This is a genomic window from Nocardioides flavescens, assembly GCF_009823805.1.
In the GTDB taxonomy this organism is placed as follows: Bacteria; Actinomycetota; Actinomycetes; order Propionibacteriales; family Nocardioidaceae; genus Nocardioides; species Nocardioides flavescens.
Genome location: NZ_WUEK01000003.1, coordinates 208125 through 221412 on the forward strand (window position 1 = coordinate 208125; position 13288 = coordinate 221412).

The window sequence follows — 13288 nt, forward strand, 5'->3', positions numbered from 1 at the left end:
CCGCCTCAGCCCGCGGCGGCGTACGGCGGCTCGAGGCCGATGATGAACGTCGGGAGGTCCTCCTCGAGCGCGATCGCGGCTTCGAGGGGTGCGGCAGCGGGCTCGTCCTGGGTCTCGACGTACGCCGTCGGCGGGGTCTCGACGGGGCGACGCAGGCTGCCGACGAGCAGCACCGCCAGGCCGGTGACGACGACGACGGCGGCGACCGCGACCCCGGCGACCCGCGGCGCGTCCAGCACCTCGGGTGCGGTGGCCATCTCGGTGGCGGCCGCGAGGACGAAGACGAGGCTCAGGGCGGCGAAGGCGCCGCCGAGCCCGACGGTGCTCAGGGCGCGCACGGCCGCGGTCCCCCACCTCCGGTTGTTGTGCTCCATGGCATCCTCCGAACGGCCCCCCGCTCTGATGATCTGTCCAGTGTTGCCTGACAGACGTGTCATTCCGTCCCCCGACCGGTCAGTTCCCGCTGGTTCGGATGGCCCACCTGGGTGGTGTCGGATGACCCACTCGGGTCGTTGCAGACGGCCACCAGGTGGCCCGGCCGGCGCCCCGTGTAGACGGCCCACCCGGTCTCGAAGCTCACCACCCGCAGCCGCCCCGACGCCGTGCGTACGACGGCCGGCGGGCGGGTGCCGGGGCGATCGGCCGCGGCGGCGCAGCGCTCCTGGACCGCGGGTGAGAGGACCGGTGCGGTCTGCACAGGTGCGGCGGGCTCGACGCGCGTCGGCGGGTGGGTCTGCACCGCACCGACGAGCAGCACGCTCGCCAGGCCGCCGAGTGCGCCCGCCTTGACCAGCGCGAGCGCCTGCCGCACCGGCCCGCGGATGCCGCGCGGCCGTCCCTGTGCTGCCGGCGCCCCCGGCGCCCCCGTGCCCACACCGCCCCAACGACGCAGAGGCCGCGGGGTGACGGTCGGGTCCGGACCGGTCCAGGTGAGGATGGGGCATGGCCTGGTTCGCAACGCCCGACGACGTCACGACGCGGCTAGGGGCGAGCGGCTACCTCGCCGACCACGCGACGGCCACCACGACCTACCTCGCGGGGGCCCTGGAGAAGCCGCTGCTGGTCGAGGGGCCTGCCGGCGTCGGCAAGACCGAGCTCGCCAAGGCGATCGCCCGCACCACCGGAGCCGAGCTCGTGCGGCTGCAGTGCTACGAGGGGCTCGACGAGGCCCGGGCCCTCTACGAGTGGAACTACAAGAAGCAGCTGCTGCGCATCCAGGCCGCCGGCGACCAGTCCTGGGACGCCACCCACGACGACATCTTCACCGACGAGTTCCTGCTCACCCGTCCGCTGCTGAGCGCAATCCGGCGCACCGAGCCGACCGTGCTGCTCGTCGACGAGGTCGACAAGACCGACGTCGAGGTCGAGGGGCTGCTGCTGGAGGTGCTCTCGGACTTCCAGGTCACGATCCCCGAGCTCGGCACGGTGGTGGCCGTGCGCCGCCCGCTGGTCGTGCTCACCTCCAACGCCAGCCGCGAGCTGTCCGAGGCGCTCAAGCGCCGCTGCCTCTACCTCCACCTCGACTACCCCGACCAGCAGCGCGAGCTCGAGATCGTGCTCAGCCAGGTGCCGGACCTCGAGGAGCGCATCGCCGAGCAGCTCGTCGCGACCGTCGCCCGCCTGCGCGACCTCGACCTCAAGAAGTCGCCGTCGATCGCCGAGTCGGTCGACTGGGCCCGCACGCTCCTGGCCCTCGAGGTGCGCGAGCTCGACGACAAGGCCGTCGACGACACCCTCGGGGTCGTCCTCAAGCACGCCTCCGACCACGAGCGGGCGATCCGGGAGCTGAGGCTGCGCCGGTGAGCGGGCCGGTGAGCGGGCCGGTGAGCGGACTGCTCGAGCGCCACGTCCGCTTCCTCGAGGCGCTGCGCAAGGCCGGCCTGCCGGTCTCGCTCGCCGAGGACCTCGACGCGGTCGCCGCGCTGTCCGCCCTGCCGTGGCAGGAGCGCGACACCGTCCGCACGGCCTACGCCGCCACGGTGGTGAAGCGGCAGAGTCAGCGACCGACGTTCGACACCCTCTTCGACGTGTGGTTCCCCGCGCTGGTCGGCGAGGGCGCGGGGTCGGCGGACCGCGAGGACAGCGGCCCCGTGCGCGACGGCGCCGACGCCCTGACCGAGCACCGCGAGCGGCTGGCCCGGGCTCTCGAGAGCGACGACGCCGAGGAGCTCGCCCGGCTGGCGGTCGAGGCGGTCTCGCGGTTCGGGGCGATGCCGGGACGCGGCCCGGGTCTGTCGTCGTGGTCGGCCTACACCGCCCTGCAGCGGGTCTCGCCGGGCGATCTCGTCGGCCGCATCGTCGCGGCGCTCCTCGCGCAGGGCCTGACCGAGGAGGAGGCCGAGCGCGGTGGCGCCCGCCGCGTCGCGGCCTGGACCCGGCAGGTCGAGGACGACGCCCGGCGCCGCATCGCCGAGGAGAAGGGGCCCGGCCACGTCGCCGACGTGGTGGTCAAGCCGAGCATCGAGCGGCTCGACTTCCTGACCGCCCGCCGCGCCGATCTCGAGCTGATGCGCCGCGAGATCCAGCCGCTGGCCCGACGCCTCGCCACCCGGCTCACCCAGGAGCACCGCGCCCGGGGCCGCGGCCCGCTCGACGTCCGGCGCACCGTCCGGGCGTCGATGTCGACCGGCGGCGTCCCGTTCACCACCCACCACCGGCCCAAGCGGCCCCACCGCAACGAGCTCGTCGTGCTCTGCGACGTCAGCGGCTCGGTCGCCCAGTTCGCGCAGTTCACCCTGCTCCTCGTCTTCGCGCTGCGCGACCAGTTCCAGAAGGTGCGCGCCTTCACCTTCGTCGACGAGGTCCACGAGGTCACCCACCACTTCCGCCCCGGGGCCGACGTCGCCGACGTCATGGCCGACCTCGCCGCCTCCACCGCCCACGCCGCCCGCTGGGGCCGCACCAACTACGGCCGTGCGCTCACCCGCTTCGCCGAGCTCCACGGCGACGCCCTCGGCCCCAAGACCGCCCTGATCGTGCTGGGCGACGCTCGCTCCAACCACTCCGACCTGGCGCTGGAGACTCTGCGCTCGATCGAGCGCGACACCCGGCACGCCTGGTGGCTCAACCCCGAGCACCGGCGGCACTGGGACACCGGCGACTCCGCGGGCTCGCGGTACGCCGAGATCGTGCCGATGGTCGAGTGCCGCAACCTCACCCAGCTCTCGGCGTTCGTCGAGCAGCTGGTCTGAGGTCGGTTGCGGGGCGTCAGGACAGGAATCCCCGCAGGCGCAGCCGATCGAGCTCGGCGCGCAGCTCGGCGGACGGGGCGGCGTCGGCCACCCGGGCCCCGCACACGTAGACGCTCTCGCTCGAGGTGCCGGCGGCGTCGAAGACCACCGTGGTGCGCTGCGGGTCACCGGCGTTGACGAGCGAGCCCAGCAGCGCGACCGGGTCGGCGCGGTCCTCGAGGGCGAGCATCCGTGTGGTCACGGGCAGCCGCGGCACCTGCGCGGCCGGAGCGCCCGCCGTCACGACCTGGTCGACGGTGAACGGCGCCGGGCGCTCCATCGCCGCGAGCTGGGCGGCGATCACGCCACCCGCACCGGCGCCCACGAGCATCACCCGCGGGTCCTCGTCGCCGGAGACCGCCGCGGCGACGGTCTGCGCGACCTCGGCGGCGTACGGCGAGAGGTCGCCCGACACGAGCCGCACCGGCGGCGCGTCGTCGTCCGCCTCGGCGCCCTCGACGGCGGGCGGCCGACCGAGGTAGACGACGTAACGCGCGGGTGCGGTGCGGTGCACCAGGAGCCGGCCGTCGAGACCCTCCAGGGTCGTCATCAGGTCGGCCAGGCTGGCCGGGCGCGGAGGCGGCGCCACCGCCCCGGTCGTCGCCCCAGCGGCCTCGGCGGGCAGGGGCGACAGCAGACCTCCGGCGATGTCGCGGAGGGCGGCGCCGGAGTCGCGACGCATGGTCTCGACCCCGATCGCGCGCAGCCCTCCGCGCGCGGCCTGACGGCCGGGCTCTCCCGAGACGAACCCGGCCGTCAGGACCGAGCGCATCTGGAGGCTGTCGAGCAGCCCCCCGCCACCGGAGGTGACGTGATCCATGAGCTCGGGGTTCTGCACCGCGAGCTCGCTGAGGTACGCCGTGACCGCGTCGCGGTCCAGCGCGTCGGTCTCGATCAGCCCGGCGGCGACGACCGCCCCGCCGAGCGCGACGTGGGGCGCGAGGTAGCCGACGGCACGACCGGCGACGGCACCGAGGCTCTGGTAGGCCGCCTCGCGCAGCTCGTCGATCCACTGGTAGGTCAGCACCGTCGCTCGCACCACCAGGGCGTCGGCGTCGAGCTCGACCGAGCGCGCCAACAGGCCGTGGCGTCCGGTGGTCGCGGCGCGGAGATCGTCCTCCGCGCTCGTCCACGTGGTGGGGGAGAGGTCGGCCGAGTCGGTCACCGCGGGGTCCCGGAGCACCTCCGCCCCGAGCCCCGACAGCGTGCGCAGCTCGGCGCCGGTGCGGTCGAGCTCGTCGGCGAGCGAGAGCAGCGCGTCGTAGCCGTCGGCCCGGGCGGCGACGTGGGTCGGCAGGTCGGTCACGGCGAGACCTCCGCCAGCACGGGCGCCAGCTCGGCGCCGAGGTCCTCGGGGATCACGCGCTGCAGCTCGAGCCGCAGCTGTCCCGGCGTGCCGTCCGCAGCGACGTCGCGCTGCCCGCGCAGCGCTCTCCAGCCGTCGGCCACGAGCGTCCACGACACGACGCCCACGGTGGTGGTCTCCGGTCCCGAGACGTCGGCGACGAGGGCCCGCAGCCGCCCGCGCGCCTCGGTCGCGAGCCCGGTGAGCGCCCGGACGGTCTCGGCCTCGCCGAGGACGCGGCCGACCCCGTCGGTGACGGCTCCGGGGTGCTGCGCGACCAGCACCGGCACCAGGTCGCTGCGGTGGGTGCGTGCCGCCTCGACGGCGGCGTCGGCCAGCTCGTGCGGCAGCGTGAGACGCGAGGGCACGGTCGAGTCGTGCAGGGGCAGGTCCTCGGGGACGACCGCGACACGGGCGAGCTCGGCCGCCCACGCCCACGTGGGGAACCACGCGAGCTCGAAGACCAGGGCGTCGTGCGTCGACAGCGCCGCGACGGCACCACCGCTCTGGCGGTGCCACGACCTCACCTGCACACCGCCGGCGCTGACGTCGAGGTCGAGCGCGACGGACGGGGTCGCCAGCAGCCCGACCGCGCCGAGCAGGCCGAGGTCGACCGCGCCGTCCTCCGGGTCGCCGACCAGGAGCCCGCGGCGCGAGAGCGACGACGCCGGGTCGTGCAGCCGCTCGAGGGCCTCGCTCCACGCGCGTCGGTCGGCGGCTCCCCGGCTGCGTCCGAGCCGGTCGTCGAGCCCGGGCTCTGCGGGGTCGTGGAGGTCGAACGGCAGCGGCGCGTCGTTGGCGCGGGCAGCGACGAAGCGCAGCTCCGGCAGGGTCAGCGCCACCCGCCGCGGTAGTCCGTCGAGCAGGTCGTGCGGCGAGGGCTGCGGTGGTCCGAGGTCGATCGTCCCCACGGGTCAGTCCCGTCCCGCAGGACCGCCGGACGGCGGCGCCAGCGCCAGCCAGTCCCGGTGACCGGCGAGGGGCGGCTCGACCCCGGTGAGCCGCCCCTCGTCGAGCAGGGCCCGAGCGCGGCGTTCCGCCTCGGCGATCGACTCCTTGAGCCGCTCGGTGTGCTGCAGGTGCGCCTCGAGCGAGGAGGCTGCAGCCTCGTGGCGGGCCGCCGCCTCGCGCAGCCGGGTGGCGCGCTCGCGGGAGGTGGCACGCATCGTGTCACCGGCCCGCCCCGACCAGCCGACGGCGTCGGTCCGGGCGACCACCCGGTCGGCGAGCGCGCGGATCCGCTCGGCCTGCTCGCGCAGGCGGGCGGCGTGCTTGCGCATCACCTCGGTGTCGCCGTACATGCCACCCCCTCTCGCCTCTCCGCAGATACCCTGCCTCGTCGTGACGAAACGCCGCGCGGGCTCTCCACAGGCCCACGCCCCGCCTCACGGCTAGTGGCCATCTCCGGAAGTTCTCCGGATGTCCCGCACCCCGAGCACGCACCTCGCTGCGTTGCAGACGCTCGCAAGACGACCCGGTATGGCGTCGCGCCTGCGCCTTGCGATGCACGCACTCGGAGTACGGGCCACCCCCGAACAACGTCCGGACATGACCACTAGCGGGTGATCTGGAACAGCCGGCTCTCGACGACGGTGTCGTCGCCCTCGCCGAGGAAGCCCGCGTCCTCCAGGCTCGTCACCGCCTCGGTCACCGACGGGTCGCTCGAGGCGTCGACCAGACCCGCGCCCTCGGCGTAGGTGTCGTAGTCGTGGTGGGCGACGACGCCCTCGGGCGGGTGGGCGTCGAAGGTGACGGTCGTCTGCTCGACGGAGTCGGGGTTGTCGCGCCCGTCGAGCAGCGGCACGACGTCGCCGTGCTGCTCCAGCGAGAGCACGTGCGTGCCCTTCGGGTACGACGACACCTGGGCCGTCGGCGCCCCCGCTGTGACGGCGGCGGTGATCGCGAACCCGGTGCCGCCCGCAGCGAGCGCGGCGGCCGCCATCCCGCCCTGGCTGTGGCCGACGACGAGCACGGGCTCCTCGGAGCCGACGCCCGCCTCGCGCATCGCCTCGAGCACACCGCGGGTGTAGGCGTCCGGCCCGCGTGCCACGAGCTCGAGGTTGGTGCCCATGGCCCGCACGTCACCGTCCTGGTCCCACGGCGCGTCGAACCGGTCGGTGCCCGGGAGGTAGACGACGTGGCGGACCGAGCCGTCCGGCAGCCGGAGCGTCTGCACCTCGATCGTGCCGTTGCCCTCCGAGTGGGGGTCGGGCGAGAGCGCCGCCACCTGCCGCAGGTGGGTGACGAGGTCGCGCACCGACCGCGGCCGGTCCCGGCGCGGTGCCCGCCCCGCCGGTGCGTCGTACGACGTCACGCGGGGCCGGCGCGGGGCGCCGTAGAGGCGCGCGAGCAGCGCTGGGTGGAGCAAGGCGGTCGAGGACAGCACCCCGACGGCGTCCTGCAGGAGCCCGGCCCGCTCGTCGGCGGGCGTGGCGAGCAGCAGCGGCAGCGCGGTGGTCGGCCAGAGCGCGAGGTGTCCGCGCAGGCTGCTCACGGCCGCCCCGCTGGTCGCGTCGGCCGCCCTCAGCGCCGCGACGGCGACCCGGACCGCGACGGCGTCCGCCTCGGCCGACAGCGCCGCCGCGGTCGTCGCCGCGGCCGCCGTGAGCACGGCCGCCTCGGCGGCGGCACAGGTGGCGGGCGAGAGCACGCTCGACTCCAGCAGGTCGGCGTCGTGCGCGGTCGCCGCGGTCTCGCCAGCGCGCTCGCGCACCCGGTCGCCCGCGGCGTCGAGCCAGGCGGCCAGGGTGAGGACCTGCTCCCACACTGCGGCCACGCCCCCGGCGCCGCCGCTCACCCCGAGCAGCACGGCGTCGCTCGCCGGCCCCTCCAGGCCCGGCCGGCTCACGGCCGCAGGTCCAGCCACGCACGGTGGCCCGAGGGCGGCAGATCGGCGAGGCCGGCGAGACCCGCCATGCCCGTGAGGCCGTCGCGGGCCGTCGAGGCGAGGCCGGCGACCGCCTCCGCGGCGGCGCCCTCGGCCGCCGCGATCGCGGCCTTGGCCTCGTCGACGCAGCCGGCGTGCCGGTCCAGCGCCCCGGCGGCGACGTCGTGCAGGTCGGCGGCGTGGCCGAGGTCGCCGGCGTGCGCGCCGACGCTCGTCCGCATCACCTCGGCGGCCAGGCCCTCCCAGGGCACGACCGCCGCACCGTCGCGGCTGAGCGCGGCCTCCTCACGCAGGTCCGTCGCCGTCTCGCGCAGCCGGGTGGCCAGCCTCCGGATCGCCGTCGTGTCGCCGTACATCGCAGCCCCTCTCGTCGGTCCCGCCCGGCACCCGGGCGGCGGAGCCAGCCGTCTGCCCGTGCTGCCTGTGGACCAACCGGGGCGCCGGGCGCCTGTGGACGACGGCCAGGGCCGTCGTCCACAACGGGCGGGCAGGTCTTCCCCCAGGGCTGTGGGAGTGCGAGTCTGCGAGGACGGGCGAGGGGAGACGAGATGGCCGGCACTGGTCTGCTGAGGCGCAAGAGCATCGACGCGATGATCGCCTCGAGCCGTGGCGAGGACGGCGGCGCTCACCTCGAGCGCAGCATGGGCGTCTTCCCGCTGATGATGTTCGGCGTCGGTGCCACCATCGGCACCGGCATCTTCTTCGTGATGTCCGAGACGGTGCCCGAGGCGGGACCGGCGGTGATCTTCTCCTTCGTGATCGTCGGGGTCATCGCCGGGCTGACGGCGCTCTGCTACGCCGAGGTGGCCTCGACGGTGCCGGTCTCGGGGTCTGCCTACTCCTACGCGATGGCGAGCATCGGCGAGCTGCCGGCCTACATCGTCGGCTGGTGCCTGATCCTCGAGTACGGCGTCGCCGCCTCGGCCACCTCGGTCGGGTGGGCGGAGTACTTCAACCAGCTGCTCGACGACGTGTTCGGCGTGCGGATCCCGCACGCGCTGAGTGCCGGCGCGCTCGCCGACGACCCCGGCGTGGTCAACCTGCCCGCCGTGGTGCTGGTCGCGCTGTGCTGCGTGCTGCTGCTGCGCGGCGCCCGCGAGTCGGCGCGCGCCAACGCGATCATGGTCTGCATCAAGCTCGCCGTGCTGGGGCTGTTCGTCGTCGTCGCGGCGTTCGGCTTCACCAGCGGGCACTTCACGCCGTTCGCCCCCGAGGGCTTCTCGGGGGTGGCCGCCGCGCTGCCGCCCATCTTCTTCACCTTCATCGGGCTCGACGCGTGCTCGACCGCCGGTGAGGAGGCCCGCGACCCGGGCCGCACCATCCCGCGGGCCATCGTCGGTGCGCTGCTCATCGTCACCGCGTTCTACGTCCTGGTCGCGGTCGCCGCAGTCGGCGCGCAGCAGGCAGGGTCGTTCGAGGGTCAGGAGGCCGGGCTCGCGGTGATCCTGAGCGACGTCACCGGCTCCGACATCCCCGCGATCGTGCTGTCGGTGGGGGCGGTGATCTCGGTCTTCTCGGTGACGCTGGTGACGATCTACGGCCAGACGCGCATCCTCTTCGCGATGGGCCGCGACGGGATGCTCCCGAAGGCCTTCAGCGAGGTCGACTCGCGCACCCTGTCGCCCAACAAGAACGTCGTCGTCACCTGCGTCTTCGTCGGGCTGCTGGCCAGCACCGTCCCGATCGACAAGCTGTGGGACCTCGTCTCGATCGGCACGCTCGCGGCCTTCATCGTCGTCTCGGCGACCGTGATCATCCTGCGGCGCACCCGTCCCGACCTCGAGCGGGCCTTCGAGGTGCCGCTGTACCCCTTCCTGCCCATCGCCTCGATCGTGGCCTGCCTGTGGGTCGCGACCAAGGTGCCGGGCGAGACGTGGTTCCTCGTCGCCGGCTGGCTCGTGCTCGCGCTGGTGCTCTACGCCGCCTACGGCCGCCGCCACTCGGTGCTGGCCGTCACCCGGAAGTGACGGTCGCCGGGATGCGGGTGCTGGTCGCCTACCGGGGCGAGGCCGACGGTGACGAGGCCCTGCAGCTCGCGGCGGTGCTGCGGCGGACGACACAGGCCGAGACGACCGTCGTGGCGGTGCTGCCACGGACCTCCTACGTCGGCGACGAGCGCCCCGACCTGGAGTACCGCCAGCACCTCGACGACCTCGCGGCCGGGGCGCGCGCCGCCGCCACGGCCGCCCTGGGCGACGACGCGACGTTCGAGCGGGTGGCGGCGACCTCCGTGGCCGCCGGCCTCGTCGAGGCCGCCGAGCGGCTCGGGAGCGACGTGCTCGTGCTCGGCAGCGCCCGCGACGCCGTGCGCGGCAACCTCGTGCTGGGCAGCGTGGGGGAGCGACTCCTGCACTCCTCACCGGTGCCGCTGCTCATGTCACCCCACGGCTACGCGCCCGGCGGGCGGACCCGGTTCACCCGGCTCACCTGCGCCTACGTCGGCATCACGCAGTCGCGCGAGGCGCTCGGCGCCGCGTGCGACCTGGCCGTGCGCCACGACCTGCGGCTGCGCGTCGCGACGTTCGTGCCGCGGGCGGCGACGATGTACCCGCCCGAGGTCGGGCTCGACGCCGAGGACATGGTCTCGGCGCAGTTCGCCGAGCAGGCCGTGGGGCTGCACCACGACGCGGTGGCGTTCTGCGAGCAGCGCGGGGTCGAGGTCGTCGAGTCCGTGGTCGGCCGCGGGCGCGGCTGGGCCGGTGCGCTCGCGGCCGTCGCGTGGGAGCCGGGCGACGTGCTGGTCTTCGGCTCCAGCCGACTGGGCCACCTCGCGCGGGTCTTCCTGGGCTCGACCGCGAGCAAGCTCCTGCGCCACACCCCGGTCCCGGTGCTCGTCGTCCCGTCCGGCTCGGCCCACTGGATCGAGCACACCCCCGCCTGAGTGCGCGCTCCTCGAGCCACTCTCAGGCCAGGTGGGCCGCGATGCGCTCCAGCGCGAGCTCGATGTCGCTGCGCTGCCCGGCGAAGCTCATCCGCACCCACTCCTCGCCGTGCTCGGTGTCGAAGTCCGCCCCGGGCGCGATGCCGACCCCGGTGCGGGCCAGCAGGTCGTGGCAGAAGGCCATCGTGTCGTCGGTCAGGTGCGCCACGTCGGCGTAGACGTAGAACGCCCCGTCCGCCGGGGCGAGCCGGTCGATCCCCAGACCGGGCAGGCCGTCGAGCAGGAGCCGCCGGTTGGCGGCGTACCGCTCGACGTGCCCGTCGAGCTCGGCGTACGACGCGTCGTCGAACGCCGCCAGGCACGCTCGCTGCGCGAGCACGGGCGGGCAGATCGTGAAGTTGCCGGTCAGCACGTCGACGGCGCGGCGCAGCCGGTCCGGCACCAGCATCCAGCCGATGCGCCAGCCGGTCATCGAGAAGTACTTCGAGAAGCTCGCGAACACCACCGCCTCCCGGCTGGTCTCCCACGCGCTGCGCGAGAGGCGGTCGCGGCCGTCGAGCGGGGCGTACTCGATGCCGTGGTAGATCTCGTCGCTGATCAGCTGCACCCCTGCGCCCTCGCACCAGGACGCGAGGGCGGCCAGCTCCTCGGGCAGCAGCATGGTGCCGGTCGGGTTGGCGGGGCTGGCGACCACGAGCCCAGCGAGGTCGGGGATGGCGGCGACCTGCTCGACGGTCGGCTGGAACCTCGTCTCCGGGCCGGTCTCGATCTCCACGACCTCGACGCCGAGGGCGCGCAGCACGTTGCGGTAGCAGGGGTAGCCGGGCCGGGCCATCGCCACCCGGTCGCCCACGTCGAACGCCGCGAGGAACGCCAGCAGGAACCCGCCGCTGCTCCCCGTCGTGACCACCACCTGCTCGGGGTCGACCTCGATGCCGTGCGTGCGCCGGTGGTGCCCGGCGATCGCCTCACGCAGCTCGAGGATGCCCGTGGCCGGGGTGTAGCCCAGCGGATCGCCGCTCTGCAGCAGCCGGACCGCCTCGGCGCGCACCGGCTCCGGCGCGCCCGTGCTCGGCTGCCCCGCCAGCAGGTCGACCAGGTCGCCGTGCGTGCGCCGGCGCTCGGAGGCCGCGGCCAGCAGGTCCATCACGTGGAACGGCGGGACGTTCGCCCGGCTCGCCACCTGCCACCTCGAGCCGTCCATGACTGCCACCCTAGGTGCGACCCGGCGGCTCGGTCGTCGCTCGGGTCCGGTGGTTGAGGAAGGACGAAGTCCTGTCTCGAAACCACGTCCGGTGTGGGCAGTGGTTTCGAGACAGCCGTAGCCGGCTTCCTCAACCAGCGACGGCTTCAGCCGACCTCCTCAACCGCTGGTACGGCGGCTGCGCACCCGGAGGCTGGCTCCGGATAGACTGGTCCTCCCGCCCGACGAGCCGGACGAGGTGCCTGTGATCGACGTGCACGAGCTCGACGTCTTCGTCCTGTGGGGCTCGGCCGTCACCTTCCTGGCGATCCTCGCGGTCCGGCTCTCCTCCCGCACCCGACTGCCGTCGCTGTTGCTCTACCTGCTGATGGGCGCGCTCATCGGCGAGGCCGGACTGGGCATCGCCTTCGACGACGCCGAGCTGGCGCACTCCCTCGGCTTCGCGGCGCTGATCCTGATCCTCGCCGAGGGTGGTCTCACGACGGCCTGGAGCGACGTGAAGCCGGCGATGAAGCTCGGGCTCTCGCTCGCCACCGTCGGCGTCGTCGTGTCGGTGGCCGTGGTCGCCGTCGGCGCGCACTACCTGCTCGGCTTCTCGTGGGAGACCGCCGTCCTGCTGGGCGCGGTGACCTCGCCGACCGACGCGGCGGCGGTGTTCTCGGTGCTGCGCGTGGTGCCGCTGCCCAAGCGGCTCACCGGGGCGCTCGAGGCCGAGTCGGGGCTCAACGACGCCCCCATCATCGTGCTCGTCACGATCATCGCCACCGGCGCGCTCGAGGAGCACTCGATCGCCTACAACGTCGGCCTCGTCGTCTTCGAGCTCGTCGTCGGCCTCCTGGTCGGCCTCGGTGTCGGGTACGCCGGCTCGTGGGTCCTGCGCCGGGCGGCGCTGCCGTCGTCCGGGCTCTACCCCCTCGCCGCCATGGTGCTGTGCCTGTTCGCCTACGGCAGCGCCGCCGCCGTGCACGCGTCGGGGTTCGCCGCGGTCTACGTCGCCGCGCTGGTCATCGGCAACGCCGACCTGCCCCACCGCGCGGCCACCCGCTCGTTCGCCGAGGGCGTGGCCTGGCTCGCCCAGATCGGGCTGTTCGTCATGCTCGGGCTGCTGCTCTCACCGGGTCGGATCGGCTGGGACACCATCGGGTACGCCGTGGTCGCCGGACTCGTGCTCACCTTCGTGGCGCGGCCGATCTCGGTGTTCGTGAGCTCGGTGGTGCGGCCCATGCCACCGCGCGAGCTGGCGTTCGTGTCGTGGGCCGGGCTGCGCGGCGCCGTACCCGTGGTGCTGGCGACGATCCCCCTCGCGGAGGGGGCGACCGATGCGCGCGACCTGTTCGACATCGTCTTCGTGCTCGTCGTGATCTACACGCTGCTGACCGGGCCGACGCTCCCGTGGGTGGCCGACCGCCTCGGCGTCACGGTGCGCGACGAGTCCCGTGGTCTCGACATCGAGGCCGCGCCGCTCGAGCGGATCGTCGCCGACCTGCTGCAGTTCCGCATCGGCGCCGTGTCGCAGATGCACGGGGTCGAGATCGGCGAGCTCCGGCTGCCGCCGGGCTCCTCGGTCTCGATGATCGTGCGCGACGGCGAGACGCTGGTGCCCGAGCGCCGCACCGTCCTCAAGCACGGCGACGACCTGCTCGTCGTCGCCCCGCGCCGCGAGCGCGCCGCGACCGAGGAGCGACTGCGTCAGGTCAGCGAGCGCGGGCGCCTGGCCCACTGGCTGCCCCAGGGGGGATAG

13 protein-coding genes are annotated in these 13288 nt (G+C 74.5%); 5 read left to right on the forward strand and 8 right to left on the reverse strand.

The window, feature by feature from the left end; genetic code table 11:
* Positions 1 to 5: 5 nt before the first annotated feature.
* A complete protein-coding gene (locus GRQ65_RS06120) occupies positions 6 to 374 on the reverse strand; it encodes a hypothetical protein (RefSeq protein ID WP_160876236.1) in 369 nt (122 codons plus the stop codon).
* 59 nt (positions 375 to 433) lie between these two features.
* On the reverse strand, positions 434 to 811 hold the full coding sequence (locus GRQ65_RS06125) for a hypothetical protein (protein WP_160876238.1): 378 nt from the start codon (positions 809 to 811) through the stop codon (positions 434 to 436).
* 131 nt (positions 812 to 942) lie between these two features.
* Here GRQ65_RS06125 and GRQ65_RS06130 point away from each other — a divergent pair, with 131 nt between their 5' ends.
* Positions 943 to 1803: an AAA family ATPase gene (locus GRQ65_RS06130; protein ID WP_160876240.1), complete on the forward strand. Its 861-nt coding sequence runs from the start codon at positions 943 to 945 to the stop codon at positions 1801 to 1803.
* Positions 1800 to 3191: a vWA domain-containing protein gene (locus tag GRQ65_RS06135; protein ID WP_337191522.1), complete on the forward strand. Its 1392-nt coding sequence runs from the start codon at positions 1800 to 1802 to the stop codon at positions 3189 to 3191. The genes GRQ65_RS06130 and GRQ65_RS06135 overlap by 4 nt, the downstream gene beginning before the upstream one ends.
* Before the next feature lie 16 nt (positions 3192 to 3207).
* Here GRQ65_RS06135 and GRQ65_RS06140 read toward each other — a convergent pair whose 3' ends face one another.
* From GRQ65_RS06140 to GRQ65_RS06160, 5 genes are all read right to left on the reverse strand, one after another.
* Positions 3208 to 4536 (reverse strand): hypothetical protein, encoded by a 1329-nt coding sequence (locus GRQ65_RS06140; protein ID WP_160876242.1) that lies wholly within the window; start codon positions 4534 to 4536, stop codon positions 3208 to 3210.
* Positions 4533 to 5486, reverse strand: coding sequence for a hypothetical protein (locus tag GRQ65_RS06145; protein ID WP_160876244.1), 954 nt, complete (start codon positions 5484 to 5486; stop codon positions 4533 to 4535). The genes GRQ65_RS06140 and GRQ65_RS06145 overlap by 4 nt, the downstream gene beginning before the upstream one ends.
* A 3-nt stretch (positions 5487 to 5489) precedes the next feature.
* On the reverse strand, positions 5490 to 5876 hold the full coding sequence (locus tag GRQ65_RS06150) for a WXG100 family type VII secretion target (protein ID WP_160876246.1): 387 nt from the start codon (positions 5874 to 5876) through the stop codon (positions 5490 to 5492).
* A 254-nt stretch (positions 5877 to 6130) separates the two neighbouring features.
* A complete protein-coding gene (locus GRQ65_RS06155) occupies positions 6131 to 7423 on the reverse strand; it encodes a hypothetical protein (protein WP_160876249.1) in 1293 nt (430 codons plus the stop codon).
* Complete coding sequence (locus GRQ65_RS06160) at positions 7420 to 7818, reverse strand: hypothetical protein (protein ID WP_160876251.1); 399 nt, start codon at positions 7816 to 7818, stop codon at positions 7420 to 7422. The genes GRQ65_RS06155 and GRQ65_RS06160 overlap by 4 nt, the downstream gene beginning before the upstream one ends.
* A 192-nt stretch (positions 7819 to 8010) precedes the next feature.
* Here GRQ65_RS06160 and GRQ65_RS06165 point away from each other — a divergent pair, with 192 nt between their 5' ends.
* Both GRQ65_RS06165 and GRQ65_RS06170 read left to right on the forward strand, forming a co-directional pair.
* Positions 8011 to 9429 carry an amino acid permease gene (locus GRQ65_RS06165; protein ID WP_160876253.1) on the forward strand — a complete coding sequence of 473 codons (1419 nt, stop codon included), beginning with the start codon at positions 8011 to 8013 and terminating at the stop codon, positions 9427 to 9429.
* Between the two features lie 11 nt (positions 9430 to 9440).
* Positions 9441 to 10343, forward strand: coding sequence for a universal stress protein (locus GRQ65_RS06170; protein ID WP_160876255.1), 903 nt, complete (start codon positions 9441 to 9443; stop codon positions 10341 to 10343).
* Positions 10344 to 10365: 22 nt separating this feature from the next.
* Here the strand turns inward: GRQ65_RS06170 and GRQ65_RS06175 are convergent, their stop codons facing one another.
* Entirely contained in the window at positions 10366 to 11547 is a 1182-nt protein-coding gene (locus GRQ65_RS06175) for a pyridoxal phosphate-dependent aminotransferase (RefSeq protein WP_160876257.1), read from the reverse strand.
* Between the two features lie 244 nt (positions 11548 to 11791).
* On the opposite strand from GRQ65_RS06175, the gene GRQ65_RS06180 reads away from it, so the two are divergent.
* Positions 11792 to 13288: a potassium/proton antiporter gene (locus tag GRQ65_RS06180; RefSeq protein WP_337191523.1), complete on the forward strand. Its 1497-nt coding sequence runs from the start codon at positions 11792 to 11794 to the stop codon at positions 13286 to 13288.

What these genes read in the sequence shown, in the direction of transcription:
- GRQ65_RS06120 (WP_160876236.1), bottom strand. Translation starts at nt 374, where the DNA reads ATGGAGCACAACAACCGGAGGTGGGGGACCGCGGCCGTGCGCGCCCTG.
- GRQ65_RS06130 (WP_160876240.1), top strand. Translation starts at nt 943, where the DNA reads ATGGCCTGGTTCGCAACGCCCGACGACGTCACGACGCGGCTAGGGGCG.
- GRQ65_RS06150 (WP_160876246.1), bottom strand. Translation starts at nt 5,876, where the DNA reads ATGTACGGCGACACCGAGGTGATGCGCAAGCACGCCGCCCGCCTGCGC.
- GRQ65_RS06160 (WP_160876251.1), bottom strand. Translation starts at nt 7,818, where the DNA reads ATGTACGGCGACACGACGGCGATCCGGAGGCTGGCCACCCGGCTGCGC.
- GRQ65_RS06165 (WP_160876253.1), top strand. Translation starts at nt 8,011, where the DNA reads ATGGCCGGCACTGGTCTGCTGAGGCGCAAGAGCATCGACGCGATGATC.
- GRQ65_RS06170 (WP_160876255.1), top strand. Translation starts at nt 9,441, where the DNA reads ATGCGGGTGCTGGTCGCCTACCGGGGCGAGGCCGACGGTGACGAGGCC.
- GRQ65_RS06175 (WP_160876257.1), bottom strand. Translation starts at nt 11,547, where the DNA reads ATGGACGGCTCGAGGTGGCAGGTGGCGAGCCGGGCGAACGTCCCGCCG.